At 62.7% G+C, this 26,862-nt stretch carries 24 protein-coding genes; 10 read left to right on the forward strand and 14 right to left on the reverse strand.

Annotation, left to right across the window (positions count from 1 at the left end; genetic code table 11):
• Positions 1 to 167: 167 nt before the first annotated feature.
• Positions 168 to 617, forward strand: coding sequence for a nucleoside deaminase (locus tag CKW40_RS24105; protein WP_095202357.1), 450 nt, complete (start codon positions 168 to 170; stop codon positions 615 to 617).
• 39 nt (positions 618 to 656) lie between these two features.
• Here CKW40_RS24105 and CKW40_RS24110 read toward each other — a convergent pair whose 3' ends face one another.
• Complete coding sequence (locus tag CKW40_RS24110; RefSeq protein ID WP_095202358.1) at positions 657 to 1,334, reverse strand: hypothetical protein; 678 nt, start codon at positions 1,332 to 1,334, stop codon at positions 657 to 659.
• Between the two features lie 230 nt (positions 1,335 to 1,564).
• A complete protein-coding gene (gene ileS / locus CKW40_RS24115) occupies positions 1,565 to 4,546 on the reverse strand; it encodes an isoleucine--tRNA ligase (RefSeq protein WP_095202359.1) in 2,982 nt (993 codons plus the stop codon).
• A gap of 43 nt (positions 4,547 to 4,589) precedes the next feature.
• On the opposite strand from ileS, the gene CKW40_RS43100 reads away from it, so the two are divergent.
• Positions 4,590 to 4,799 carry a hypothetical protein gene (locus tag CKW40_RS43100; RefSeq protein WP_143748368.1) on the forward strand — a complete coding sequence of 70 codons (210 nt, stop codon included), beginning with the start codon at positions 4,590 to 4,592 and terminating at the stop codon, positions 4,797 to 4,799.
• Here the strand turns inward: CKW40_RS43100 and CKW40_RS24120 are convergent.
• The 3 genes from CKW40_RS24120 to CKW40_RS24130 all read right to left on the reverse strand — a co-directional run bounded on the left by CKW40_RS24120 (position 4,775) and on the right by CKW40_RS24130 (position 7,501).
• The gene (locus CKW40_RS24120; protein WP_095202360.1) at positions 4,775 to 5,584 is read right to left on the reverse strand and encodes a MipA/OmpV family protein; all 810 of its coding nucleotides are present in this window, start codon (positions 5,582 to 5,584) and stop codon (positions 4,775 to 4,777) included. The genes CKW40_RS43100 and CKW40_RS24120 overlap by 25 nt on opposite strands.
• A gap of 130 nt (positions 5,585 to 5,714) precedes the next feature.
• Complete coding sequence (locus CKW40_RS24125) at positions 5,715 to 5,927, reverse strand: hypothetical protein (RefSeq protein ID WP_095202361.1); 213 nt, start codon at positions 5,925 to 5,927, stop codon at positions 5,715 to 5,717.
• A gap of 23 nt (positions 5,928 to 5,950) precedes the next feature.
• A complete protein-coding gene (locus tag CKW40_RS24130) occupies positions 5,951 to 7,501 on the reverse strand; it encodes an acid phosphatase (protein WP_439331003.1) in 1,551 nt (516 codons plus the stop codon).
• 142 nt (positions 7,502 to 7,643) lie between these two features.
• Between CKW40_RS24130 and CKW40_RS24135 the strand changes: the two genes are divergently transcribed.
• Positions 7,644 to 8,198: an HdeD family acid-resistance protein gene (locus CKW40_RS24135; RefSeq protein WP_095202363.1), complete on the forward strand. Its 555-nt coding sequence runs from the start codon at positions 7,644 to 7,646 to the stop codon at positions 8,196 to 8,198.
• Between the two features lies 1 nt (position 8,199).
• On the opposite strand, the gene CKW40_RS24140 is transcribed toward CKW40_RS24135, so the two are convergent.
• Positions 8,200 to 9,180, reverse strand: coding sequence for a bifunctional riboflavin kinase/FAD synthetase (locus CKW40_RS24140; RefSeq protein ID WP_095202364.1), 981 nt, complete (start codon positions 9,178 to 9,180; stop codon positions 8,200 to 8,202).
• Positions 9,181 to 9,186: 6 nt separating this feature from the next.
• Positions 9,187 to 10,047 carry a TIGR01459 family HAD-type hydrolase gene (locus CKW40_RS24145; RefSeq protein ID WP_095202365.1) on the reverse strand — a complete coding sequence of 287 codons (861 nt, stop codon included), beginning with the start codon at positions 10,045 to 10,047 and terminating at the stop codon, positions 9,187 to 9,189.
• Positions 10,048 to 10,411: 364 nt separating this feature from the next.
• On the opposite strand from CKW40_RS24145, the gene CKW40_RS24150 reads away from it, so the two are divergent.
• The gene (locus CKW40_RS24150) at positions 10,412 to 12,397 is read left to right on the forward strand and encodes a TadE/TadG family type IV pilus assembly protein (protein WP_179298089.1); all 1,986 of its coding nucleotides are present in this window, start codon (positions 10,412 to 10,414) and stop codon (positions 12,395 to 12,397) included.
• Here the strand turns inward: CKW40_RS24150 and CKW40_RS24155 are convergent.
• Positions 12,394 to 13,563, reverse strand: a complete 1,170-nt coding sequence (locus CKW40_RS24155; RefSeq protein WP_179298090.1) for an NAD(P)/FAD-dependent oxidoreductase — start codon at positions 13,561 to 13,563, stop codon at positions 12,394 to 12,396. The genes CKW40_RS24150 and CKW40_RS24155 overlap by 4 nt on opposite strands.
• Positions 13,564 to 13,793: 230 nt before the next feature.
• Between CKW40_RS24155 and CKW40_RS24160 the strand changes: the two genes are divergently transcribed.
• Positions 13,794 to 14,426, forward strand: coding sequence for a LysE family translocator (locus CKW40_RS24160; RefSeq protein ID WP_095202367.1), 633 nt, complete (start codon positions 13,794 to 13,796; stop codon positions 14,424 to 14,426).
• A gap of 112 nt (positions 14,427 to 14,538) precedes the next feature.
• On the opposite strand, the gene CKW40_RS24165 is transcribed toward CKW40_RS24160, so the two are convergent.
• Complete coding sequence (locus CKW40_RS24165; RefSeq protein ID WP_095202368.1) at positions 14,539 to 15,534, reverse strand: NAD(P)H-dependent flavin oxidoreductase; 996 nt, start codon at positions 15,532 to 15,534, stop codon at positions 14,539 to 14,541.
• Between the two features lie 137 nt (positions 15,535 to 15,671).
• On the opposite strand from CKW40_RS24165, the gene CKW40_RS24170 reads away from it, so the two are divergent.
• Complete coding sequence (locus CKW40_RS24170) at positions 15,672 to 16,430, forward strand: IS5 family transposase (RefSeq protein WP_095202369.1); 759 nt, start codon at positions 15,672 to 15,674, stop codon at positions 16,428 to 16,430.
• 66 nt (positions 16,431 to 16,496) lie between these two features.
• Here the strand turns inward: CKW40_RS24170 and CKW40_RS24175 are convergent, their stop codons facing one another.
• Positions 16,497 to 17,321: a DUF2189 domain-containing protein gene (locus CKW40_RS24175; RefSeq protein WP_095202370.1), complete on the reverse strand. Its 825-nt coding sequence runs from the start codon at positions 17,319 to 17,321 to the stop codon at positions 16,497 to 16,499.
• Positions 17,322 to 17,615: 294 nt separating this feature from the next.
• Here CKW40_RS24175 and CKW40_RS24180 point away from each other — a divergent pair, with 294 nt between their 5' ends.
• Both CKW40_RS24180 and CKW40_RS24185 read left to right on the forward strand, forming a co-directional pair.
• Positions 17,616 to 18,839, forward strand: coding sequence for a TadE/TadG family type IV pilus assembly protein (locus CKW40_RS24180; protein WP_095202371.1), 1,224 nt, complete (start codon positions 17,616 to 17,618; stop codon positions 18,837 to 18,839).
• A gap of 79 nt (positions 18,840 to 18,918) precedes the next feature.
• Entirely contained in the window at positions 18,919 to 19,434 is a 516-nt protein-coding gene (locus CKW40_RS24185) for a CAP domain-containing protein (RefSeq protein ID WP_095202553.1), read from the forward strand.
• Positions 19,435 to 19,559: 125 nt separating this feature from the next.
• On the opposite strand, the gene CKW40_RS24190 is transcribed toward CKW40_RS24185, so the two are convergent.
• From CKW40_RS24190 to CKW40_RS24205, 4 genes are all read right to left on the reverse strand, one after another.
• Positions 19,560 to 20,543 carry an isopenicillin N synthase family dioxygenase gene (locus tag CKW40_RS24190; protein WP_095202372.1) on the reverse strand — a complete coding sequence of 328 codons (984 nt, stop codon included), beginning with the start codon at positions 20,541 to 20,543 and terminating at the stop codon, positions 19,560 to 19,562.
• A gap of 119 nt (positions 20,544 to 20,662) precedes the next feature.
• Entirely contained in the window at positions 20,663 to 22,198 is a 1,536-nt protein-coding gene (locus CKW40_RS24195) for a DHA2 family efflux MFS transporter permease subunit (RefSeq protein ID WP_095202373.1), read from the reverse strand.
• 307 nt (positions 22,199 to 22,505) lie between these two features.
• Positions 22,506 to 23,684, reverse strand: coding sequence for an HlyD family secretion protein (locus CKW40_RS24200; protein ID WP_095202374.1), 1,179 nt, complete (start codon positions 23,682 to 23,684; stop codon positions 22,506 to 22,508).
• On the reverse strand, positions 23,681 to 24,154 hold the full coding sequence (locus tag CKW40_RS24205; RefSeq protein WP_095202375.1) for a MarR family winged helix-turn-helix transcriptional regulator: 474 nt from the start codon (positions 24,152 to 24,154) through the stop codon (positions 23,681 to 23,683). Before CKW40_RS24205 ends, CKW40_RS24200 begins: the two co-directional genes overlap by 4 nt.
• Before the next feature lie 269 nt (positions 24,155 to 24,423).
• Here CKW40_RS24205 and CKW40_RS24210 point away from each other — a divergent pair, with 269 nt between their 5' ends.
• Both CKW40_RS24210 and CKW40_RS24215 read left to right on the forward strand, forming a co-directional pair.
• Positions 24,424 to 25,032: a CDP-alcohol phosphatidyltransferase family protein gene (locus CKW40_RS24210; protein ID WP_095202376.1), complete on the forward strand. Its 609-nt coding sequence runs from the start codon at positions 24,424 to 24,426 to the stop codon at positions 25,030 to 25,032.
• Between the two features lie 36 nt (positions 25,033 to 25,068).
• Positions 25,069 to 26,853 (forward strand): bifunctional alpha/beta hydrolase/class I SAM-dependent methyltransferase, encoded by a 1,785-nt coding sequence (locus CKW40_RS24215; protein ID WP_439331004.1) that lies wholly within the window; start codon positions 25,069 to 25,071, stop codon positions 26,851 to 26,853.
• Positions 26,854 to 26,862: the final 9 nt, after the last annotated feature.

Consider the following 26,862-nt stretch of genomic DNA (forward strand, 5'->3'; position numbering starts at 1 on the left):
GTTTGCGCTGCTACAGCGTGGCGCATCCCTTCGGGCGCGCAACGAACGCTGGTGCACTTTGATTTGGCGCATGATCATTTCCGAAAATCGAGTCCGATTTTCGGGTTGATGCGCTCCATAACAGGATCACGCCTAAGTGGCGAGGAGATAATCGGAATGGAAACAGCGTGAAGCGGCCGGATTTCATGGCGCTGGCGCTAAAAGAGGCCGAAGCGGCAGCCTTGCGCGGCGAAGTGCCGGTCGGCGCCGTCATCGCCAGCGGCAGCACGGTCGTTGCAAAAGCCGGCAACCGCACCCGCGAGCTTGCCGATCCGACGGCGCACGCCGAGATGCTGGTGATCCGCGAAGCCTGTGGGAAACTCTCGGCGGAGCGGCTGACCGGCCACGATCTCTATGTGACGCTGGAGCCTTGCGCGATGTGTGCCGGCGCCATTTCCTTCGCCAGGTTGCGCCGGCTTTACTTCGGCGCCGCCGACGAAAAGGGCGGTGCGGTCGTCAATGGCGTACGCTTCTTCGCCTCACCGACCTGTCACCATGCGCCCGACATCTATCCGGGCATGGGCGAGACCGAAGCGGCCCTGCTGCTGAAGGATTTTTTCAGGGAACGTCGCGACTGAACCGCGCCATGCCGCCCGAACAGGGCCGCGTGGCCGTTCTTACAGGGACGGCAGCCAGTCGAACCAGCCGCCCTTCTTGCCTTCCGCCTCTTTCTTCAGGCGGCGTTCCTTCTTGTATTCGTCCTCGCCGAGTTCGTTCTGCGGCGCCGTGTCGGATGCGACACGGTAGGCCAACGGCGGCTCGCTCAGATATTTGCGAGTGTTGGGGTCGCCCTGCTTGCTCGCGGCAAGACGACGCTGGATCTCGGCGGCGCGGCCCTTGTCGGAGTCCGCGGGCGACCACGCCGGCGGATGGCTGGAGCCTGAGTCCGCCATTGCCTTCTTGATAGAGGCCGGATCGGTCTGCACGTCGTCGACGATCTCCGCCTGGTAATTCGGATCATTCTGGTGGGCGGTGGCGTCAGCGCGCAGGCGGGCGCGGCGCTGCTCGGGCGATTCGGGCCATTGGGCGCTTGCCGTCTCGATGCTTTCCTGCGGTGCAGGCAGCGCGTCCTTCTGTCCAGGAGCGGGCTTCACCAAGGTGGGGCGAGGCTTGTAGTCAATCGGATCCTTGTGCTTCGGCGCAAAGGAGACGGCACCGGTGAGATCGCCTGCCAACTGCTCAGCAGCGGTCTTATCGGTTCCGTAGGTCGGAGACCCCATGCACCCGGACAAAGCGAGGCCCGATGCGACAAGCGGCGCCAGCAGCGCAAGGCGCGCGTTATATCTCTCGGTCATGCCAAAAAGTCCCACTCTAGACAGCCTCTCGATCGCCACCGGTCTTATGACCGATCCCCATCGTCCAAGCACTTGCGACGGAAATCCGGCGACAATTTGTCTTCCGGAGTTTCGCGTGTTTACCTCAACCACTCGTTAAGGGCAACGCACGGGCGGATTTGCACCGCCCGGCGTGGCATTTGTGCACTATTGATCGGGTGCATGTCGTTTTCCCCAAAACCGACATGCACCTAAAGCCGGCTGAGCGCCTTCAGCTCATGCAGCACGGCGGCATCGCGCGCCGAGACATCGGGAAATGCAGGATCCTGCCCGACATCGGCCGTGTAGCGCCAGGAACGCGCGCATTTGACCAGTCCGCGGTCCTCCGCCTTCTCAACCACAACGGCGATGCCCTTGACGTCGTCGAGCGTGAAGGCGCCTTTCGGCGCCTCGCCATGGGCAATGACGAGATCGCTGGTGATCGCCATCTCGGCCATGTCGACGTCCGCTATCGCCGCCTCGAGCGCCGCGTCGTTGATGGTGACGACCGGCACCGCCTCCAGCGAGGAGCCGATCACCTTCTGGGCACGCGCGATCTCGAGCGCGCCGGTGACGACGCGGCGCACCTGCCTGACCTTGCGCCATTTTTCCGCCAGCGCCTCGTTCTTCCAATCCGCCGGGATTTCCGGGAACTGGTCGAGATGCACCGAAACGGCATCGGGATGCCGGTCGAGCCAGGCCTCTTCCATGGTGAAGGGCAGCATAGGCGCCAGCCATTTCACCAGACACTCGAACAGATGGCGCACCACCTGAACCGAGGCCTTACGCTTCACGCTCGACGGTGCGTCGCAGTAGAGCGCGTCCTTGCGGATGTCGAAATAGAAGGCCGACAGCTCGACCACCATGAAATCGATGAGCGCGCGGGTGATGCGCTTGAACTCGAAGGCATCGTAGCCCTGGCGCACCACCTCATCGAGTTCGGCCAGCCGATGCAGCATCAGCCGCTCCAGCTCCGGCATCGCTTCCAGCGGCACGGTCTCGCCATCGTCATGGGCGAGCGTGCCCAGCATCCAGCGGATGGTGTTGCGCAGTTTGCGGTAGGCGTCGATGTTGGTCTGCAGCACGTTCTTGCCGAGCCGCTGGTCTTCCCAATAGTCCGTCGTCACCACCCACAGGCGCAGGATGTCGGCGCCGGACTGCTTGATGACGTCCTGCGGCACCACCGTGTTGCCGAGCGACTTCGACATCTTGCGTCCGTCTTCGTCCATGGTGAAGCCATGGGTGACGACGGTGTCGTAAGGCGCCCTGCCCCTGGTGCCGCAGCTTTCGAGCAGCGAGGAGTGGAACCAGCCGCGATGCTGGTCGGACCCTTCGAGATAGACGTCAGCCGGCCACTTCAGGTCAGGCCGGTCTTCCAGCGTGAAGACATGCGTCGAGCCCGAATCGAACCAGACGTCGAGGATGTCCATCACCTGCCGCCACCGGGAGGCATCGTGGTTGCCGAGGAAGCGCTCCTTGGCGCCGGCGGCGAACCAGGCATCGGCGCCCTCTTCCTCGAAGGCGTCCATGATACGCTTGTTGACCGCCTCGTCCTTCAGCACGTTGCCGTCCTCATCCGCGAAGACGGCGATCGGCACGCCCCAGGCGCGCTGGCGCGACAGCACCCAGTCGGGGCGCTCCTCGATCATGGCGCGGATGCGGTTCTGGCCGGCTGCCGGCACGAAGCGCGTGTCGTCGATGGCCTTCAACGCGCGGCTGCGCAGCGTCGTGCCGTCGCCGAGGTCCTTGTCCATGTAGACGAACCATTGCGGCGTGTTGCGGAAGATGACCGGCTTCTTCGACCGCCAGGAATGCGGGTAGCTGTGCTTCAGCCGGCCGCGCGCGAACAGCGCGTTGCGCTTGATCAGCTCATCGATGACCGCCTGGTTGGCGTTGCCCTTCTTGCCATTGTCGTCGATCACACGCGCAGGTCCACCCTCGCGATCCGGACCGAAGCCCGGCGCCTCCTTGGTGAAGAAGCCGGCGTCGTCGACCGTGAAGGGGATCACCGTATCGACGCCACGTGCGCGCAGCTGGGGCGCCGCGTCCATCCAGGCGTCGAAATCCTCGCGGCCATGGCTGGGAGCCGTGTGGACGAAACCGGTGCCGGCATCGTCGGTCACATGGTCGCCCGCAATCATCGGCACCGGGAATTCGTACCCGCCGCCAAGGCCCTTGAAGGGGTGCGAAAGCACAAGATTTCCAAGCTGTTCGGCGCTGATGCCGTGAAGGCGCTTCAAGGTGACCTTGGCCTTGGCCTGGCTGTCCTCGGCGAGCGCGTCGGCAAAGATCAGCTTCTCACCCGGCTGCGGACCGAACGCATTCTCGGCCGCCGTCACCTCGTACAGCCCATAGGCGACGCGCGGCGAATAGCTGACGGCGCGGTTGCCCGGGATGGTCCACGGCGTCGTCGTCCAGATGACGACATGGGCATCCAGCAAGTCCAGCGACTGCCCGCTCAGGTCCGGATTGAGTTCCGCCGGCTGCCCGTCCACGACACTGGCAACGACGAGATTTGCCACCGGAAACTTCGCCCAGATCGTATCGGACTCATAATCCTGGTACTCGATCTCGGCCTCGGCCAACGCGGTGCGCTCGACGACGCTCCACATCACTGGCTTCGAGCCGCGATAGAGTTGGCCCGACAAAGCGAATTTCAACAGCTCGCCGGCGATGCGCGCCTCGGCATGGAAAGCCATCGTCGTATAGGGATTCTTGAAGTCGCCGATGACGCCGAGCCGCTGGAACTCGCCGCCCTGCACCGTGATCCAGTGCGCGGCGAATTCTCGGCATTCCTTGCGGAACTCGTTGACCGGCACCTCGTCCTTGTTCTTGCCCTTGGCGCGGTACTGCTCCTCGATCTTCCATTCGATCGGCAGGCCGTGGCAGTCCCAGCCGGGCACATAGTTGGAATCATAGCCGCGCATCTGGAACGAGCGGGTGATGACATCCTTGAGGATCTTGTTCAGCGCATGGCCGATATGGATGTTGCCGTTTGCGTAAGGAGGGCCGTCATGCAGCACGTATTTCGTGCGGCCGGCGGCGCTCTCGCGCAGCTTGCGGTAGAGGTCCATGTCCTGCCAGCGCTTGACCAGCACCGGCTCCTTCTCGGGCAAGCCGGCGCGCATCGGGAAATCCGTCTGCGGCAGGTAAAGCGTCTTGGAATAGTCGATCGTTTCAGCGGTATCGGTCATTGATCTGCCATGTGCATTGCCCGGCGGCAAAGGAGCTCGGGCGTTGAACTATCATGATTTGGAAAAAGCGCGAGAGGCCGCGCGCAACATTCCCGGCGGCTCCGGCGGCGCTCAGGCCGCCCGGAACACCGGGCTCATAATTCGTATCGCAATCGCGAAAGCGCCGATAAAGTGCGTCATCACCGGGCTTTTAGCCGATGCGGCGGCAGGAATAAAGCGTCGAATCGCTTACATCGTGAAGTCGAAACGGTAGGTGGTCGACACACCGACAGTGAACTGATTGCGGTCGCCGCGCTCCCTGACCAGGCTAGAATCGGCTGCCGGACCCTCGAGGCGCGAATATTCGCCGAACAGGCTAGCCGTCATCGGATCGGTCACCTTCCAGGTCACCGCGCCGCCGAGGCCGACGGATTTCAGGCCGCCACCGGGATTGTATTGGCTGAGACCCGAGACCACGGCTTCCTGCGCATTGACGCCATAATAGGCGTCGAAATAGTTGGCCGAGGCAAAGGACACGCGTGGGCCACCCGAAATCCTGACGGTCGGCGTTACATCATAGAAGGCGTCGGCGGCTATATCGGCGACAAAGCCATTGTGGGCACGGATGCCATGCCGCAATTCGGCACGCGCGCGTAGCCAGTCCGTCGGATAGAATTCGAAGAAGCCGCCGACTTCGCCGCCCCAGCGGACCGGATCGAGGCCCTTGAGTTCGTCGGCATTGCTGTCATCGCGCGAGAACAGGAACTTGCCGGTCAGGCCGGCGCGAACGCCGCCATCGTCGACCAGCGCCAGCGAAATGTTGTCGTTACGCGAGGTGAAGCGCGCCTGGGGACCGGCCTTGCCCAAGGAGATGATGGGCTGGGCGCTCAGCATGTACTGCTTGCCGCCCTCGAAATTGGGCGCGACCAGGCCGGTGGCGCCAACCGTCAGATACCAGTCGCCGGACAGCCAGCCGAAAGCGCCGTCGCCAGCCTCGGCCGCGGAGGCGCCCAGCAAGGAGGCGGTCAGAAGCAGCGGAATCGCTCGGACAATACGCATCGATACCCCTTACGCGAAACACGCCGGAACAAACACCCGGCATCGCTCAAGCCATGGCGCCAGTTCGGTAAAATTTGACTTAACATCCGTAACAGTTGCGTCGGCCAACCTTGTGTCTGGCCGCGCCGGATCAGGTACGGCGCGGCGCGGTCGGCAAGTCCAGCAGCCCTCTCACGGTCTTGCTGCCCTTGCCGGCAATGCGCGCCGATCCGTCGTCACCCACCTCCACCGTTGCACCGTTGGCAAAGCTTAGCGACCAGCCGTCGCCCTTGGCGTTGCGGCGGCGGTCGATAAGCTCGATGCCGGCAGCGGTGACAAGGGCGACGATCCCGTCAACGTTCATCGTTTTCCTGCGGACACGGGCCTTCAATTGAGGTCGAGCCCGGCGGTAAGATCGCCGAGCGGCGGTTCGCCGTGCGCGGCGACGGCCCTGTCGCGAACCACGATGCCGTGCAGCACCGGCAGTTCGAAGCGCTCGGTGATGAAGCGCAGGATCGAAGTCGTGTCATAGGGCGTCTGATCGACATAGCCGTGCTTGGCGAAGGGCGAAACGATGATGGCGGGGATGCGTGTGCCCGGCCCCCAGCGGTCGCCCTTGGGCGGAGCGACGTGATCCCAGATGCCGCCATTCTCGTCATAGGTGACGACGACCAGCATATGCGGCCATTGCGGGCTTTTCTCCAGATGAGCGACGACGTCGGCGATATGGCGATCTCCGGCCTCGATGTCGGCATAGCCAGAATGCTCGTTGAGATTGCCCTGTGGCTTGTAGAAGGAGACCTGTGGCAGGGCGCCGTCGTCGATCGCCTGGATGAAGCTAACGCCGCCCAGCCCGCCGTCGCGCAAATGTTCGCGCCTGGCGGCGGTGCCCGGCGCGTAATTGGCATAATAGTTGAACGGTTGGTGGTGGTACTGAAAATTCGGAATCGGCGAGTTGTTGCCGTGGTCGAGCGTGTACTGCCAGGCGCCCGAATACCATGCCCAGGTGATGTGCTTGAGGCTAAGCATGTCACCGATGGTCGGCTCCGTCTGGGGCGGCAGCGTGGTGGGCTTGGCCGGATCCGCAAGGAGCGGATCGCCGCCAGGCGCCGGATCGGTGCCGCTCGGTTGGTAAGGCGGCTGCATCGTGTTCACCGCGTGGAAGTCCGGCGTCAGATTGCCATCGGAGATAAATTTCGGAATGCCGTCGCGCGCCGATTTCGGCGAATTGTCGGCGATCTTCAGCGCTGTGCCGCTATCATCCGTCACCGAAATCGACGGTTTGGCCGGGCTCTTGTCGGCATCGGCGTAGTAAGGCGCGCAAGCGCAGATCAGCCATTGGTGGTTGAAAAACGAGCCGCCGAACCCACCCATGAAGAAATGATCGGCCAGCACGTATTTCTGCGCGACCGACCACATGTCGGTCTTGGAAGCGTCCCAATTGCTCATCGGCATGGCACCTGAATCGGCCCAGGCAACGAACATGTCGTTCTTGCCGCCGTTGATCTGCATCTGGTTCTGGTAGTAGCGATGCCAGAGATCGCGCGTTGTGACGCTGAGCGGCACGTTGAAACCCTTCGCGTCGTTCACGGTGAACGGCAAGTTTGGAAGGTGCTCGGTCATCGCCTGCGTCACCGGCGGCGTGACGCCCTTGGCGGTCAGCCCGTCCCACACCGGCGGCAGTTCGGACAGCACCGAGCCATCACGGTCGCGCTGTTGTAGGCTTTCCTGGCTGGCTTTGTCGACGCCTTCGGCACCGGGAAAATGGCCATAGAGATTGTCGAAGGCGCGGTTCTCGGCGAAGATGACGACCACCGTTTCTATCTTGGTGATGCCATCCGGCGGATCGCCGGGCTGCGCTGCGAATGCGGAAGCTGCAGTGGCAGCGAGCAGGGCGAGAGTTGAGGAAAACAGGGCGAGCCCATGGGATCGCTTCATTGTCATACCTCCCTGGTGCAAAGGGGGATGACACCAGCTTCGACGCGCCTTTGCAATAGCCACCGCGCTGGACGGGTAGTGCCGTTGGGATTACCTTCCTTCAACTGCAGGATGCGCGGCCAGATGTGGAGGGAGATGGATCATGACCTTGCACGGCGATACACTGAAGAACGCGATCGGGGAGACCCGGGCAAAGTGGGGATGGTTTGTCGGACTGGGCGTGGTGCTGCTGATCCTCGGCGGCATTGCCTTCGGCAATCTGTTCATCGCCACGGTGGCTTCCGTCTATGTCGTCGGCTGGCTGATGCTGGTGGCCGGCGTCATCGAGATCATGCATGCTTTCGGCGTCAAGACCTGGAGCCGCTTCTTCTACTGGCAGCTCAGCGGACAGCTTTATGCGGTCGCCGGATTTTTCGCTTTCGACAATCCGCTGCTGGCCTCGGCTGCGCTGACCTTCCTGCTGGCCGTTGCGCTTGTCGCCTCCGGCGCGCTGCGGGCCTGGGTCGGCTACAGTCACCGCCCGGAACAGGGCTGGGGCTGGATCGTCGCGGCGGGCATCATCAGCGTGCTTGCGGGCTTGATCATCGCCATGGGTTGGCCGGTCAACAGCTTGTGGGTGCTCGGGCTGTTCCTGGCAATCGACCTGATCTTCCAGGGCTGGACCTTCATCGCGGTCGGCCTGGCGCTGAAGAAGTAGCTCAGAACGCCACGGAAGCGTCCAGACCGGATAGCGGCTTGACGCCGGCAAGCAGCGTGCGTGCTTCGGCTTCATCGCGCTTCATCTGCACCACCAAGGCATCAAGCCCGTCGAATTTGATCTCGCTGCGCAGCAAGCCGAAGAACGAGACCTCGCAGGTCTCGCCATAGAGATCGCCGGAAAAATCGAAGACGAAGGTTTCCAGAAGCGGCGCGCCGTTGTCGTCGACGGTCGGGCGGCGGCCGAAGCTGGCGACGCCGTCATATAGCGTGCCGTCGGCTCGCCGAAAGCGGACGGCATAGATTCCTTCCTTGAGGGTCGCTTCCGCGGGAAGCCGCATATTGGCCGTGGGAAAGCCGAGCGTTCTTCCAAGCTGCTGGCCGCCGACGACCTCGCTTTCCACCGTGAAGCGATAGCCGAGCAGACCGGCGGCCTCGGCCACCTCGCCATCGCAGAGCAAGGCCCGGATCCGGCTCGATGAAACCACCTCGGCGCCCTCGTCGCGAAAGGCGTCGACAAGTGTGACGCCAAAGCCATGGCGTTCGCCGGCCGCCATCAGATAGGCCGGTCCGCCCTGGCGATCCTTACCGAAATGGAAATCGAAACCGGTCACAGCGTGGGTGATGCCGAGCGTCCTCTCCAGCACGTCGGTGACGAACGCTTCCGCCGACAGCGCGGCGAAGTCGCGCGTGAACGGCTGCTCGACGAGTGCGGCAAAGCCCAGCAACGACAAGAGCCGCGCCTTCATCGGCGGCGGCGTCAGCACGAACAACGGCATGTCAGGCCTGAAGACCTTTCGCGGGTGCGGTTCGAAGCTCAGCACCAGGGCTGGCACGTCACGCCGCACAGCCTCGGCCAACGCCCGTTCGAGCACCGCCTGATGACCACGGTGGACGCCATCGAAATTGCCGATCGCGACAACGCCGCCACGCAGGTCGGCGGGCAGCGGCGCGGTTGCCGAGAGATGCTGGAAGGCTACCATTGCCACCTACTGCAGTCTGACCATGACGGCCACCGGACGATAGCCGTGCCGTTCCAGGAAGAGCCCGAGCTTTGCCGGATCCGGCCGGGATGCATCGCCGTAGTCGCGGGCATGAATGCCGCCGGAGACATAGAGAACGTCGAAACCATTGTCGGCCGCGCCCTTCACATCGGTCATCATCCCGTCACCGATGGCCAACACCTGAGAACGCTCAACCGGCCGGCCAAGCACCTCCGCCACCTCCTTCATCGCAACGTCGTAGACAGGCGCGTAGGGCTTTCCGGCGATCAGCGTGCGGCCGCCGAGCTGGGCATAGTCGCGCGCCAGGGCACCGGCGCACCAGATGATCCGTTCGCCGCGCTCCACCATGATATCGGGATTGGCGCAGATGAACGGCAGGTTCCTGGCCCGCAATCGGCGCAGCATTTCCGCATAATCCTCAGGCTTCTCGACCTCGTCGTTGAACAGCCCGGTGCAGACAACGCCGGCGGCTTCGAATTCCTCGACGAGACCGACATCGAGGCCGTCATAGAGGGTCAGGTCGCGGTCGGCGCCGATGTGGAAAACCTTGCGTGGCCCCTCCGCGATCAGGTCACGGGTCACGTCGCCCGAGGTCACCACACGGTCGTAGGCTGACGGCGGAACGCCGATTGCGCTCATCTGAGCCACGACATCGGCGTTACGGCGGGGCGAATTGGTGATAAGGACAACGGGAATACCGGCTGCCCTTGCTTTGGCCAACGCCGCCGCGGCCGCGGGAAAATGCCATTCGCCATTGTGCACCACGCCCCAGACATCGCAAAGAATTGCCGAATAGGCTTTCGAGACGTCTTCGAGCGAGCCGACGATTTCAGGCGAATCCGCCATGCCGTGTCCTTCAATATGAGCGTTGCGAGCGCCGCGGCCGACGGTTCGCCGCAGCGGGTTCGAATTATCCGAACCGACCCATGCTGTCACCAGCTTTCACCTGGCAGCCTCGTCATTTGATCATGAGAGTTGGACTGGACGACCATGATCGCCGTCTTATCCCTGTTATTTGTCAGCCCGATATGCCCACGTCCTGCGTCGGCAGACGTTTTTCTGGACGGCATCTGGGCTGTGGGCTTTTGATTGGTTAGCGGTTGGTGAAGCGCCAACCAAGCAATAGAGCGGTTTCCCAAACCCGTCCTTCAGCGTTTTGTGAAAAGTTGGCGTCAAATCGAGAATCCGCCGGCGGGGGCCGCTGCAAGACATGCATGAAATCTGGCGCCAGTTCCGCCGCGACAGACGCGGAAACTATGCTCTTATGACAGTGGTGGCGATGGTGCCGTTGATGGGCGGCCTGGCGATCGCGGTCGACTTCACCGAAATGAACCGCGAAAAGCAGATGGTGACGAATGCGCTCGACGCCGCCAACTTCGCCACGGCGCGCCGGCTGACGGAAGGCGCGACCGACGACCAGTTGAGAGCCTATGCGCTCGATTTCTTCAATGCCAACCTGAACGATGTCGATCCCGCCAGCACGACGCTCAACGTCACCTTGCCGAGCAACACCAGCGGCGGCGGCCTGCTCACTATGACGGCGCAGCTTGCCTACAAGCCCTATTTCTATCCTGCCTTCGCCCAGATGGTCGGCAAATCGGCAACCGATGCGAACCAGAGGATCAGCTTCAACGTCACCTCCCAGGTGCGGCTGAAGAACACGCTGGAAGTTGCCCTGGTGCTCGACAATTCCGGATCGATGACCACACTCGGCACCGGCTCGGGCCAAAAGCGCATCGATCTTCTCAAGACTGCGTCGAAGCAGCTGGTCGACACGCTGGCCCAGCAGGCGGTCATGATCAAGCAGGTCGACAAGCCGGTGCAATTCGGCCTCGTGCCCTTCGCCGCTTCGGTCAATGTCGGCCCCGGCAATGGCAACGCGTCGTGGATGGACACAGAAGGCCTGTCGCCGGTGTCGACCGAGAATTTCGACTGGTCGACGCTGAATGCGGCTAACAAATACGCCCAGCAGACCAACGGTATCTGGTACAAGCGCGGCACTGGCTGGGGCACCGAGGAAGGCCAGATGCTGACCCGGTTTTCGTTGTACCGGGACATGAAGGTCGTCACCAACCACGAGCGCGTCGTCAACAGCAAGCGGGTGGTTTGCGACGAGTACAATTCGAACAACACCTGCAAACGCAGCCACGACGAATATGACTACATCGATTCCTACGGTCCATTTGCCAGCTGGCAGGGCTGCGTGGAGGCCCGGCCCTACCCTTACAATGTCAACGACACCCCGCCATCCGGCGGTTCGGCCAACACCGGCATAGGCGTCGGCGATCCGGCAACGATGTTCGTGCCGATGTTCGCTCCCGACGAGCCCGGCAATCACTGGAAGCTCACCCAGGACCCCGACGAAGCCGCCCCGGTGACCTACGGCGCGGTGAACAGCTGGTGGAACGACGATCCTTCGAGCAGCACCGGTCAATCGCGGCTGCGCAATATGGCCAAATATTTCCAGCCGCGGCCGATAGATGCGCCAGCGCTGCCCTCCGGCAATGGCCCGAACTACAGCTGCACCACCAACCCGATCACGCCGCTGACCGATGTCAGCGTCACCGATGGGGCCACCGCGATCAAGGCCGCGATCGACTTGATGCAGCCGAATGGCGGCACCAATGTTCCCGAGGGCCTGGCATGGGGCTGGCGGGTGGTCTCAAGCGGCGAACCGTTCACGCAAGGGCGCCCGGAAACCGAGAAAGGCGACGACAAGGTGGTGATCGTGCTGACCGACGGCGCCAACACCTACTACACACCGTCCTCGCTGGGCTATTCAGATCCCGCCAATTCGAAATCGACCTATGCGTCCTACGGCTATCTCAACCCCGGCTATAACGGCACCTCGGTCGGCCGCATGTTCATGGGCACATCGAGCGCCATCGGTCAACTCGACTATTCGAACGGCAATTACACGAACGCGCTCAACGAGCAGATGGCAACGCTCTGCAACAACGCCAAGGCAGCCAACATCATGGTGATGACGGTGGCGCTCGACCTGTCGACGACCAAGGCCAGCGACAAGCTGGCGATCGATGCGCTGAAATCCTGCTCGTCGGACTCGCGCTTCCGCAAGGACCCGACGGATCCGACCAAGCCGGTCAAGCTGTTCTGGAATGCGACCGGCGCCAGCCTGTCGAACGATTTCAAGGAAATCGGCAACGAACTGTCGAACCTGCGGGTGGTCGGCTAGGAGCCGGCAATGAACGCGTTCGCGGGTGCGAACTCGGCTCTGACCTCGCCGAGCAGCGCCATGCCGCCCAGCCGACCCAATTCGTCCGAACATTTCGCGCTCTTGCCGTAGCAGCCGAATGCAACCGTTACACGCCGCGAGAGCGGCCCGATGCAGGGCAAGCCCGTGTCGCCAAAGGTGGTCATGCAAGGCACGACCCGGCGTTCTTCGAAATCGAGGTCGCGAATACGGTCTAAGATCTGCTTTTGAAGCCCATCGGCAACCTCGATCGACCCGCCCGATTTGAACCAGTCCTTGATATCCGCCTCGCTTTCGAGCGGCAGATCGACCGGATCGCCGCCGAGCTTCAACCAGGTTTGCCCGTCCGGACAGGGGATTGGCGGCAGAATATAGGGGTCCTCGCCCTTGGGGCCGAAACAACGCATCGACGGCATTCCGGCCAGGCGTTGAACCTGTGCCGCACCGAGCCGAAACATCGCCGCGGTACGCCCATAGACCGTAAAGCCCAAGGATCGACCGAGCAGCGATTGGGTATGGCCGCCTGCCGCGACGAGAACACGCTCGGCCTCGACCCTACCCGATCGCGTCCGGATCGTCACACCGGAACCGCTTTCCGAAATCCCCAGGGCAGGCTCATCGATGATCCGAGCCCCGGCGCGCTCCGCCGCAATCGTCTGCGCCCGGACCAGGCGGCGCGGGCTGATGTATCCGGCATTGCGCGGTTCGAAATATCCGCGCATTCCCGCCGTCGATTTCAGAAACGGAAATCGCTCCGCGAGCGCCGTATCATCATAGGCTTCACAGCGAATGCCGGCCTCGGCGGCGATTTTGCCAACCGAAGCGATATCCGTGCCTTCGCGAGGGCCAACATGAAGCACGCCGACTTCCCGGTAGAATTCCACGCCGCTCTCGGCTGAAATCTCGCCGTAGCGCGAAATCGCAGCGCTGTTCGCTTGCCGCCAGAATGGGTGCGCATCGAAAACCCGCGTGATACGGCCCTCATCGTAGTGGCTTCCAAAGACGCCGCCGTGGCGCGAATAGTCGGCCGGCTCATCGGGCCCGATCAGTGCAACATCATGGCCCATTTTGGACAGATGTCGCGCAGCCGCCGAGCCGATCAGACCACGTCCGATCACCGCAACTTTGATCGCTTTGTTCGCGGTCACGATTAACTCCTAAGCCTTGCCGGCATAAGCGGCATGAAATGAAACGCCAACTTAAGAGACGTCTCCGCTTGTCCCTTAAGACGGGGAATTGGCATGTCGATGACAGGTTTTGTCATTTTTCTGGCGCAACGCCTTGCGTCGGCAAGCCCTTGCGGGCGCCTGCCGTGACAGGCACATATTGGCCGCTCGCGGGATCGCGCATCCATCGCGGCACGCTTAGGGGAAGAACAATGCCCGATACCGCCAATCATGTCGCCTTCGCGCTGGTCTGCCTCGGCATGGTGCTGACGCCAGGGCCGAACATGATCTACCTGATCTCGCGTTCGCTGTCGCAAGGGCCGAAGGCCGGACTGATCTCGCTTGGCGGGGTCGCGGTCGGCTTTCTGTTCTATGTGGTGTCGGCGGCGTTCGGCATTACGGCGCTGCTGCTCGCCGTGCCCTATGCCTATGACGCGCTGCGCTTTGCCGGCGTGCTCTATCTCTTGTGGCTTGCCTGGCAGGCCGTGAAGCCGGGCGGACGTTCGCCGTTCCAGGTGCGCGACCTGCCGAAAGACCGGCCGCGCAAGCTGTTCGCCATGGGCCTGATGACCAATCTGCTCAACCCGAAAGTGGCGGTGCTCTATCTGTCGCTGCTGCCGCAATTCATCAGCATCGGCAAAGGCCACGTCCTGTCGCAGCTTCTCGTTCTGGGCGCGACGCAGATCTCAATCAGCCTGACCGTCAACGCCATCATCGCGGTAACGGCCGGCTCGATCGCCACTTTCCTTGCCGGGCGGCCATTGTGGCTGGTCATCCAGCGCTGGATGATGGGAGGCGTGCTGACGGCGCTGGCGCTGAAGATGGCTACCGACGCGCAGCGCTGAGCCCCTTCGGCAGAGCATAGTCCCAAAACCGGTTCCCACTTTTGGGGATCATGCCTTAGGGTCCGGACCCATAACTCCGCGATTGAGATCGGCAGTACTTCCCACGTGAGCTTTAGAAAGATGGATCGTTCCCAAGCCGTGCGAGGATTGCCCGCGCCTCGTCGCTGATTTCGCGGACAATCTCGGCGGCCGGCTGGACGCGGCGGACGAGGCTGACGCCTTGGCCCGACCATAGGGCAAGGGCGTCGATATCGCCCTCGTCACCCGATCCCGGCGTATGAGATTGGTATGCAACCACGTCGCCATATGGCGACTTTGCAACGACCGCGCCTTCGTGGGGACGCCTACCCGCCGGCGGGCGTCCGGCTGCCTCCCAAGCTTCAATCGTTTTGTTGCGGAGGCTACGATGCGGAGCGTCGGGCCAGCCGACATCGAAAACAGTCCCGTATTCTGTGTCCGTCTCCTTAGCTGTCAGGATGCGGTCGCGATAGCGCGGGTGGATTGGAGCTTCGACGCTCGCGAGAAAGCGGGTACCGATCCAGGCGCCCGCGGCACCAAGTGCCATCGCCGCAGCTAGACCGCGTCCATCCGCAATGCCACCGGCAGCAAGAACGGGGACTGGCGCGACCTGGTCAACAACCGCCGGAACCAACGCCATCGTGGCAACTGTACCGTAAACGTGGCCACCCGCCTCCCAGCCCTGCGCGACGATTGCGTCGGCACCATCTGCGGCTGATATCCGAGCCTGTTCGGCGCCTCCCGCCGTATGCAGGACCTTTGCCCCGCCACGATGCGCCGCAGCCGTCAGCGAACCTGCCTGGCCCCAGAAAAATGAGACTACCGGCACGCCTTCTTCCAAACAGATCGCGAGGCGCTCCTCCTGCGGATAAGTCAACACGAGATTGACGCCGAATGGTCGCTCGGTCAGGGCCTTGGTGGCCCGAATTTCTGCGCGTACCGCTTCGGGCGAACTCCAGCCGAGGGCGAGCATCCCGAGACCGCCTGCATTGCTGACCGCGGCCGCGAATTGCGGAGACGTAGCTCCACCCATTGCCGCTTGGACAATCGGGATTTCTATGCCGACGAGAGTGGTGAAAGCGTTGGGCATTGCGATCTCCCCGAGTCCACCATCCGGGCGCGGCCTTTGCCCGATCTAGGGACAGTGGTCCAAAGGGGGCACGGAATCAACAGGGATTTCGTCGGAATCTGCTTCGTGATTCACGGTCTCCAAGGGAGACCACACGGATGAATCGCGATTATTTCTGGCTGACCGAGGAGCAGTTTGGGCGGCTCGTGGCGCTCTTGCCAACTGACACACGCGGGAAGCCGCGGGTTGATGATCGCCGGGTGATCAGCGGTATCGTGCATGTCCTGAAGTCAGGTGGTCGTTGGGTCGACGCACCGGATGCGTACGGCCCGCGCAAGACGCTCTACAACCGCTTCGTCCGATGGGCGGCCAAGGGCGTCTGGGTCGACATCTTCCATGCCTTGGTCTCCGCTAGCGGACCACCCGCGGAGGTACTTATGGACTCCTCGGCGGTGAAGGCGCATCGATGTGCCTCAGGCGGCAAAGGAGGGGAACAAAATCAGGCGATCGGCCGATCGCGCGGTGGTCGAACCACGAAAATCCACGCCCTGACCGACGGCCTGTGCCGCCCAATCGCTTTCCTTTTGACCGGTGGCCAGGTCGCCGATTGCAGTGCCGCGGATTTGCTTCTGGAGCAGATGCCGAAGAGCCCAATCCTGCATGCCGACAAGGGCTATGACACCAATGCCATCCGGCACAAGGTCGAGGGCAAAGGGACGATGCCGAACATTCCGCCGAAAGCTAACCGACGCTGGAAGAACTGCTTCTCGCCATTCCTATACCGCGATCGCAACGCCATCGAGCGGATGTTTGGACGGCTCAAGGATTTCCGCCGCATTGCCACACGATACGATCGATCAACGACGAGCTTCCTCGCCGCCGTCTGCCTCGCGGCAATCGTCAGCTACTGGTTATGAGTCCGGACCCTAGTTGAGCATGATCTTTTCCCAAAACCGGTTCCCACTTTTGGGGATCATGCTCTCCTACATCGGTCGGCGGATCGGCCGAATCTGCGCCGGCTCGATCACCTTGCGGTAGAGGTGCCAGGTGGCATGGCCCAGGATCGGCATGACCACGGCCAGTCCGGCAAACAGCGGGATGGAACCGATCACCAGCAGCACCGCAACCAGCAGCCCCCACAGCGCCATCTGCAGCGGGTTTGCCATCACCGCCCGGGCCGAGGTTTCGATTGCCGAGACGGCACCGACATCACGGTCGAGCAGCAACGGAAAGGCGATCACCGTTGTGGCCAGCACCACCACGGCAAAGACAAACCCGGCTGCATTGCCAAGCAGAATCAAGGTCCAGCCCTTGCCGGTCGTCAGCACGTCGCGGACAAAGGCGCCGAGCGATGCCGGCGGCTGATCGCCGAACAGGCTGGTGTAGATCGATTGCGCGGTGAACAGCCACAACAGGAACAGCGCAAACAGCATGATGCCGATGACCGCGATCGACGGCAGTGCCGGGGAACGGCGCACATCCAGCGCATGGCGCCAATCCGTGTTCATGCCAAGCTCGCGCCGGCGGCTGATCTCGTAGAGCCCGATCGCGGCAAAAGGCCCGACCAGGGCAAAGCCCGACATCAAGGGATAGACGAGCTGGATGGCGTTGGAGCCCGACGACCACTGCGTGAGGATCAGGCCGACAATCGGATAGATCAGACACAGAAACACGTAGTGGGACGGTTTTGCCCAGAAATCCTCGGCGCCGAGCTTGAGCGCGTCCCAGAGATCCGTCGTGGTGATGCGGCGCACCGTGGGCTGCACATGCATCCCATACGCGTCCGCCATGACGTGAAAGCCGGCCATAACCATCCTCCCGTGTGTCGGGGGCGGTCACGCGGTGAGGCCGCCCGTAGCTGCCACTGCAAGAACGAGAGTGACGATAGCAGATCTGGCGTCGATTGTCGCCGCGTCAATGGCTGGAACCAATCGTAGTCGTGTTCATCTCCGGCTATTGCCCCTCATTGGGCGTGCCGGGCGACCTTCGTTTGGCGAGCCACCTCGCCTCTTTTTAGAATCCATGCATTTTAGCTATTGCTTAAATTACTCATAGAGACCCCAAGCGTATCACCTAGGCATTGCAAACCTGGGCGGCGGACGATGTTCACATTGAGGGGCTTCTGGCCTTCGAAGCACGGCAACTTTGCCATGGCGACCGCCATAGCGATGGTGCCGATAATGGTTGTCGTGGCCGGCACGATCGATCTGACGGGCACGAGTGACGACGCCGCGCAGTTGCAGAACTCGCTGGACGCGGCAGGGCTTGCCGTCGGCACGAAGTACCTACCCAGCATGGCCGCGAGTGATGTCCAGGGACTTGGGTTGACATTCTTTTCGGCCAATTTGAGCCTCACCGACCAGCAGGAATATTCCGACAGCGTCTCCGCTTTTTCGACAACCGCCAGCGGCGACCCGAGCGCCTATTACATCTCGCTTTCGTCCAGCATCAACCATCCGAGCTTCATCAATGGCGCGGCCCCCTGGCCAGCTCACCGCTCGGCCACGGTCAAGATGAACCCCGGTGCGCAGGCCTGTGTGCTGGCGCTCGATCCACATGCGTCGGCAGCCGTAAGCCTGCAGGGCTCGACCGATGTCTCTATGAGCAGCTGCGTCATCGCGGCAAACTCGGACGCGTCCGATGCCGTCAGCAGAGGCGGTTCCGCACAGGTTTCGGCGGGCTGCGTCTCGACCGTCGGCGGCACTTACGGGCTTTCGCCGCCCAGCGCCAATCTCACCTGCGGAGCCCCGCTCGAACATCAATATGCGTCTTTCGACCCTCTGGCGGACGTCGTCCCTCCCCCCTACACATTGTGCCTGCCGGTCCCGAACGGCAAAACCTATACGCTGTCGCCCGGAACCTATTGCGACAAGACGTTGTCGGGAAACATCACGCTCAATCCGGGCGTCTACATCTTCCGTGGCGTCACGATAAAACCCGGCGGCAACGGCAGCCTGACCGGTCAGGGCGTGACCTTGTTCCTTATGGAGGGCTCACAGATCACCATAAATGCCAATGAACAGGTGAACCTATCGCCACCCACCAACGGTCCCTACGCCGGCATCACCATTTTCCAGAACCACGGCAACACATCGGCCTTGACGCTGAATGGCGGCGCGAATTCCGTGATCAGCGGGTTCGTCTATGCGCCCGACGCGGCGGTTTCGTTTGCCGGCAACTCAGATATGAGCGGTCAGGGAGACTGTCTGAGGCTTGTTGGCTTGACCGTGCAGATGACCGGAAACTCATCCATCAAAACCGACTGCTCGGCCGTGTTTGGAAATCGCGAAATGTATGCCAGCCGGATGATCACGCTTGTGAAATGAGCGGCTAGCCTCTCATTTCCATCTCAGATTTTACCGCCCCGCCCGGCAAAAGCCATGATCGCCATTATGTCAGATGGGCATGATGATCGCGAAAACTGCAAACTCCCCAATCCCGAATCCAAACAGGCGCACGTTGCTCAAGGTAGCTGGCCTCGCAGCCATTGCCATGCTTTCCGCCTGCAGCACCGTCTCTGTCCCGACGGGCGAAGGCGCGGGCGTTTCTTCCTCCGCCACGGCCACGTTGGCGGGCTTGCGCGCCACAGCCGGGTTTGGGCCACTGACGCCGGACGCCCAGCTCGAGCAGGCGGCGCTGCAGCAGGCCGGCTACATGGCATCGCGGGAGCGCATGAGCCACAGCACCGGCTGGGGCAAGGATTTTGCCTCGCGCATGAAGGACAACGGCGTGCGCGGAGCCGCGGCCGAGAACATCGCCGAGGGCCGCTTCGACCAGCAAAAACTGTTCGACATCTGGATGCATTCGCAGGGCCACCGGCGCAACATACTCGATCCGGATTTCAGCCGCTTCGGGCTCGCCTATGTCCGCGACGGGCGTGACCCCAACCTGCGCTATTGGTCGCTGGTTCTCGGCAGGTAAGCTTCATTTTCTGTTTGATGCATGTCGTTATCCCAAAACCGCTACACACTTTTGGGCGACATGCATTTTCTTGTTTGATGCATGTCGTTGCCCCAAAACCGCTACGCACTTTTGGGCGACATGCATTACTTCGTCGTCGCCTTGAATTTTCCCATCAGATAAGGGCCGGAACGCACCGGTGCGTATTTCGACGCCTCGCCATCGGCGAGACAGGCATCGAGCACCTTGATCTCGGCATCCCAGTTCGGCTGAAGGAAGAATGCCATCGACTGGCGCCGGTCCTTGCCGCCCTGATCGGCAGGCGGATTGACTACGCGATGCACGGTGGAGACCCAGCGGTCGTTGGTCCAGCGCGCCATCAGGTCGCCAATGTTGATGACGAAGGCTCCCGGGATCGGCGGCACCTCGGTCCATTCTCCGTCCGGTGTGATGATCTGAAGGCCGCGCGATCCGGCCTGCGGCAAAAGGATGGTCAGGCTGCCATAGTCGGTGTGGGCGCCGGCGCGGATCTGGCCGGGCTTGGGCGCAACATGTTGTTCGGGATAGTTGAGCGCCCTGAGCGCGCTGATCGGCGCATCGAGATAGCTGTCGAAATGATTTTCAGGCAGGCCGAGCGCGGTGGCGAAGACCCGCATGATGCGCAGCGCCAAATCCTCGAGCGCAGCATAATAGGTTCTCCAGGCGTCGACGAATCCGTCTGGTTCTTCAGGCCAGATCGTTTCGGCATAGCAGAAGGCCAGCGCTTCCGGGTCGGACATGCCTTGCGGCGCCCTAAGTGGTCCGCCGTTGAAGCTCTCCTTGAGGTCTGGCGGCGTGTCGACATTGCGGGATTTGGCCAGCGCCTCGAGTTCGGGGCCAAGATAACCGTAGGGATAGCCCTTGTAGGGCGCCTTCGACCGCTGCTTCTGCTCCGGCGGCAGATCGAAGAAGGCACGTGCCTTTGACCACGCCGCGTCGATCACCACCTGCGGAATGCCGTGGTTGGTCACAGCCAGGAACCCGGTGTCGCGACAGATGCGGTCGACCTCGGCGCCGAGCGTCTTCTTCTCCCGCGCTCCGGCGTTTTCGAAACGCTTGAGGTCGAATACCGGAAAGGTCTGGTGTCGCATTGTTTGCTGTCCAGCGGTCAATGGCGGAACGATGCAGGCCGCTTCGGCTATGGGCTAGGACCAGCCGATGCGGCGATCCTAGTCCATCCAAAACGGCAGGCACGTTGCCTGCGGCGGCCCTAGTCCATATGTGCTGCAGGTGCGCCGCCGCCGGCCGGCGCAGCCTTCGGCTTGCGCAGTAGGAAAACGAACGGGATGGCGAGCAGCGTCATCACCATCAGTATTTTGAAGTCGTTGACGTAGGAGATCATCATCGCCTGCAGATTGACCATGCGATCGACCTCCGACAGCGCCATCGGATCGCCGCCCGCGGCCGCGGGCGAGACCGCCCAGAGATTGGGATTGAACGGGTTGATGAAGGCTGAAAGCTCGGCGTGGTTGATCTGTGTGTTGCGCACCAGGAGCACCGTCACGACCGAGACGCCGATCGATGAGCCGAGATTGCGCACCAGGCTGAACAGCGCGGTTGCATCGGTGCGGTAGCGTGCGTCGAGCGTGGCGAAGGCGACCGTCGACAGCGGAACGAACACCATTCCCATGCCCAGGCCCTGGATCACACCGGAGGTGATGATCAGCCAGTTATCCATCTGCGGGGTGAAGCTCGCCATGGTGTAGAGCGACTGCGCGGTCAGGAGGAAGCCGATGACGACGAGAATTCTGGCGTCGATCTTGCCCATGAGCCGCCCGACGACGAGCATCGAAACCATCGTGCCGATACCGCGTGGACCTATGACGACACCGATGGTGATGGTCGGATAGCCGAAAATGGTCGACAGCATTGGCGGCAGCAGCGACATCGAGGCCAGGATGAGCACACCCATTACGAAGATGAACGCCAGCCCGGTCACGAAATTCTGGTCGAGGAAGATCTTCGGATCGATGAAGGGATGTTCCGCCGTCACTGTGTGAATGATGAACACCCAGAAGCCGGTGATGGCCAAGCCGAGTTCGATCCAGATCTCGACCGAGGAAAACCAATCGACCTCGCCGCCGCGGTCCAGCATCAGCTGCAGCGCGCCGACGCCGAGCGATATCATGGCAAAGCCGAAGAAGTCGAAGCTGCGCACCCGCCGGGCAACGGCCGGCAGATAGGCCGCCATGCCGAGGAAGGCGACGATGCCGACCGGCAGGTTGATGAAGAACACCCAGCGCCAGTTGAAATTGTCGGTCAGCCAGCCGCCTAGCGTCGGGCCCAGGATCGGTCCCAGCATAATGCCGGCGCCCCAGATGGCCATGGCCTGGCCGTGACGCTCCTTGGGGTTGATGTCGAGCAGAAAGGTCTGCGACAGCGGCACGATGGCGGCGCCGAACACGCCTTGCATCAGCCGGAACAGCACAATGGTTTCAAGGCTCCATGCCAGGCCGCACAGCATGGAGAAGATGGTGAAGCCAACCACGGCCGTCAGGAACAATTCCTTGCGGCCGAAGCGGTCGGCGAGCCAGCCGGTGACCGGCGTCATGATGGCGGCGGCGACGATGTAGGAGGTCAGCACCCACTTGATGTTGTCGGGGGAGGCACCGAGATCGCCGGTCATGGTCGGCAGCGCGACGTTGGCGATGGTGGTGTCGAGCGCCTGCATGATCGTCGCCAGCATGAGCGCAACCGTGATCAGGCCGCGATGCGGCACCTCTCGAAATGGTTCTGGCGTGCTCATGATGCGGAACTTCCAGCAGATAACAAAAACGTGTACATAGGGTTTCCGGGCGGCAACGCCTTCCGTTGAGAGACCCTCATCGCGGTGGGACGCGATTATCGATGTGGGGGTTACATCGATCGAAAGTCTCTGATGAGCGGATGCCTGCCGCCCGGAAACATGAGGACCGAAGGGTCCGTGTCGAAGATTTCAGATTTCGGCCAGGCCGCGACGCGGCTCGAACCAAACGCTGCCCCTTCCCACTCCTCCCCTCAGACCAATCCTGCTATCCGCTTCCACCCGCTGGTCTGCACGGGCTTCCGCTGACTTATTGCGCGGCCTCACCAGCCGTGGCGTGACCGAATATTGCGGGAAAACCGCGGGCAACGCCGGTATCGACGGTGACAGAGGCGCTCATGCCGGTCCGCAGCGCCATTTTGGCGTCGGGATCGGTCAGTTCCAGGCGCACCGGAATGCGTTGCGTGACCTTGACCCAGTTGCCGGTGGCGTTCTGGGCGGGCAGCAGCGAGAATTCAGCACCCGTTCCCGCACCGATCGCCTTGACCGTCGCCTCGAAAGTCTTGCCCGGATAGGTATCGACGACGATCTCGGCCTTCTGGCCCTGCCGCATGTTGGTGAGCTGGGTTTCCTTGAAATTGGCATCGATCCAGGTGTCGTTGGTCTCGACCAGCGAAAACAGCGGCGTGCCGGAGCCGACATACTGGCCGACCTTGAAGGACGAGGCCTGGGAGACGACGCCATCGGCGGGCGCCTTCACCGTGGTCCGCGCCAGGTCGTAGGCGGCCTTGTCGCGCGCGGCGAGTGCGGCCATCACGGTCGGATGCTTGTCGGTTTCGATGTCGGGGTTGCCGCCGAGTGCGGCCTTGGCGCTGATGATACCTTGCTGGGCGACGGCGACCTGCTGCTTTGCCTTGTCGAGGTCGTTGCGGGCCTGATCCAGCGACGACTTGGCGTTGATGCCCTTCTGCGCGAGATCGGCGGCGCGGTCATATTGCGACTGGGCATAGTCGACCTCGCTGCTGGCGGATTTCTCCTGCGCCGTCGACTGGCTGTAGGCGGCGCGCAGCTGCTCGACATTGAGGCGCGCGGCGGCAACCGCGGCGTCGGCCTGGGCAAGCGCGATCCGGTAAGGCTCGGGGTCGATTGTGAACAGAAGATCGCCCTGCTTGACCATCTGATGGTCCGCTATGGCAACCTGGACGATGCGGCCGGCCGTGTCCGAGGCGATCGACACCTTGGCCTGCTGCAGATTGGCGTTTTCCGTTTCCTGATAGCGCCCACCGGTCACCCAGACATAGCCGCCGCCGATAATCAGCGCCGCCGGCAAGGCAAACATCAAGAAGAAGCGGCCCATGCGGCGCTTCTTCTTCGGCGCCGGGACCGGCTCCATGGGAGGAGCGACCGCAACAGGAGCAGCAACCGGCTGGGCCGGCGCTTCCATCTCCACCTTGGCAGCGTTTTCGTCTACCTTGGCTACCGCGTTCATGCTGCTGCGCCTTTCTTAGGCTCGACTTTTTCCGAGGTATCGCCGTCCGCGAGATTCTGCGCCATCGCATCGAGCGCCCTGATCAGCACGCGACGGTCCTCCGGCGAAACGCCGACAAGCGATTCCTCATAGACTTCGCCGGCGAGGCTTTTGACCTCGGCATAGGCAGCGCTTGCCTTGGCGGTCGGGAAAATCATGCGCACGCGGCGGTCGGCGGCGTCGGCGCGGCGCTCGATCCAGCCGCCCTCCTCCATCCGGTCGACAAGGCGCGAGACGCTGATCGGCTCGATTTCGAGCAGTTCAGCCAGCCGGGCCTGAGTAACACCTTCCTCCTTGGCGACACGCACCATCAGCCGCCATTGCGCCGAGGACAGGCCAAGCCCACTGGCGCGCGTCTCGAAACGCTTGCGCATCAGGCGTTGCACGTCGTGGATCAAAAATCCCAATCTGTCGATGCCATCTGAAACCATGAGCGGTATATATAATAAGCGTGCTTACTATTCAAGCGGCTGTGTGGTCCCGGAAGCCGACAAATGTGCATGGCAATGGCGCAACATAATCATCGTTAGCGACTGGTGAAAGCCGTGGCCCGAGATGGCTACGCAGCGACCGAGCATCGCCAGGCGGCGTTCCAACATCGGCCACATCAAGATGCGATTACCCGTTTGGGCGCTGCAGCCGCTGGTCGCTTATGACATATTCATGTACAGCCGCTGGTCAGGATCGGGGGATCGACGCAATGCCGACGCTTTACGCTTTCAAGCCGGCTTTCCAGGGTAGATTGCGGCCGCTGGTCAACCGGCTGGCGGCAATCGGCGTCACCGCCAACAGCATAACCATCCTGGCCGCCCTGATGTCGATCGCGGCCGGAGCGGCCATCGCGATCCTGCATGAATGGCGCTGGCCGCTGCTGCTCATTCCCGTCGTGCTGTTCGTGCGCATGGCGCTCAATGCCGTGGATGGCATGCTGGCGCGCGAACATGGCCAGGCTTCGACGCTCGGCATGTATCTGAACGAGATTTGCGACGTCGTTTCGGACCTGGCGCTGATCCTGCCTTTCGCCGCCTTTGCGCTGTTCAGCGCTTGGGGCGTCATCGCCTTCGCCATCACCGCGGTGCTGACCGAGTTCGCCGGTGTGCTCGGCATCGCCGCCGGCATCGGACGCAACTATGCCGGACCGTTCGGCAAGAGCGACAGGGCGCTGGCGCTGGGCGTGGTGGCGGTTCTGTGCGCCGCCGGGCTATGGCCGCCATCCATCGCGCCGCTTGTGTTTCCGGCCATGGCAACGCTTTCGCTGCTGACCGCCATAAACCGGATACGCGCCGGTCTTATTGGCAGCGCCAGCTGAGCAGCGAGGCTCGCCATGCCGCCAGAGGGGAAGACCATGATGCACGGACCGATTGCAGCGGCTGCGGAGAGCCTTGGACGGCAAGCACAGGAGCGTGTCTTCCACAGCCATGACGGAACAGAAATCTTCTACCGGTTCTGGCCGGCTGCCTCCGCCGATGCCAAGGGCGCGGTGGTGCTCTTCCATCGCGGCCATGAGCATGGCGGCCGCATGGCCCATCTCGTCGACGAACTGCGGATGCCGGATCATGCCTTCTACGCCTGGGATGCCCGCGGCAATGGCCGTTCATCCGGCGAACGCGGCTATGCTCCGTCCTTCTCGGCGCTGGTGCGCGACATCGATTGCTTCATGCGCGAGATCGCGGCCAGAGACGGCTTCGCCACGCAGGATGTCGCGCTGATCGCGCAGTCTTTCGGCGCCGTGCTTGCCGCCGCCTGGGTGCACGATTACGCGCCGAAACTGCGCGCCATGGTGCTGGCCTCGCCGGCCTTTTCGGTCAAGCTCTACGTGCCATTCGCCAAGGAGGGCATCGCGCTCTGGCAAAAGCTCAAGGGGCGTTTCTTCGTCAACTCCTACGTCAAGGCGAAATTCCTGACCCATGATCCCGTGCGCATCGCCTCTTTCGAGAGCGATCCGCTGATCACGCGGCCGATCGCCTCCAACATCCTGGTCGAACTCTACCAGCATGCCGCCCGTATCGTTGCCGACGCCCGCGCCATCACCGTGCCGACGCAGCTTCTGCTCTCGGGAAGCGACTGGGTGGTGCGCCATGGCCCGCAACACGAATTCTTCGTCAATCTCGGCAGCCGGACCAAGGAACGCCATGTGTTGCCGGGTTTCTTCCACGACACGCTGGGCGAGCGCGACCGGGCGCAGGCCCTCGACCTGATCCGGCCGTTCCTCACCAGGCAGTTCACGGCGCCGGACGCACCGGTCGACCTGAAGCAGGCTGATATCACCGGCTACACGCGCGACGAGGCCGACAGGCTTGCCTCGCCGCTCGACCTGTTGTCGCCCAAGGGCCTCTATTGGGCGTTCAGCCGCGCCTCCATCCGCATGGGCGCCTGGGTCTCGTCGGGCATGAAGGCCGGCGTCACCACCGGCTTCGATTCCGGCTCGACGCTGGATTATGTCTACGAGAACGACGCGCGGGGTCTGACGCCGATTGGCCGTTTCATCGACCGCATCTTCCTGGAGGCCATCGGCTGGCGCGGCATCCGTCAGCGCAAGCTGCATCTCGAAGAACTGATCGGCGCCGCGCTGTCGACACTCAAGGCCGCCGGCCAGCCGGCGCACATCCTCGACATCGCCGCCGGCCACGGCCGCTACGTTCTCGATGCCATAGTGAAGAGCCCGGACCAGCCGGCAAGCGTGCGTCTGCAGGATTATTCCGACCTCAATGTCGGGCTTGGCCGCAAGCTGATCGCCGAGCGGCAATTGCCGGCCAGCGTCTCGTTCCAGCGCGCCGACGCTTTCGATGCCGACATGCTCGCCGCGATCGATCCGGCGCCGGACCTCGCCATCGTTTCCGGCCTCTACGAACTGTTCTCGGACAATGCGATGATCGCCCGCTCGCTCGGTGGACTGGCCCGCACCATGCAACCGGGCAGCCTGCTCCTATACACCAACCAGCCCTGGCATCCACAGTTGGAGATGATCGCGCGCAGCCTGACCTCGCATCGCGGCGGCCAGGCCTGGGTCATGCGCCGGCGCACGCAAGGCGAAATGGACCAGCTCGTCGAAGCCGCCGGTTTCGAAAAACTCGACCAGCGCATCGACCAGTGGGGCATCTTCACCGTCTCGGTCGCACGGCGCCTGTAGGACCAGCCG

This window comes from Mesorhizobium carmichaelinearum (genome assembly GCF_900199455.1).
Taxonomy (GTDB): Bacteria; Pseudomonadota; Alphaproteobacteria; order Rhizobiales; family Rhizobiaceae; genus Mesorhizobium; species Mesorhizobium carmichaelinearum.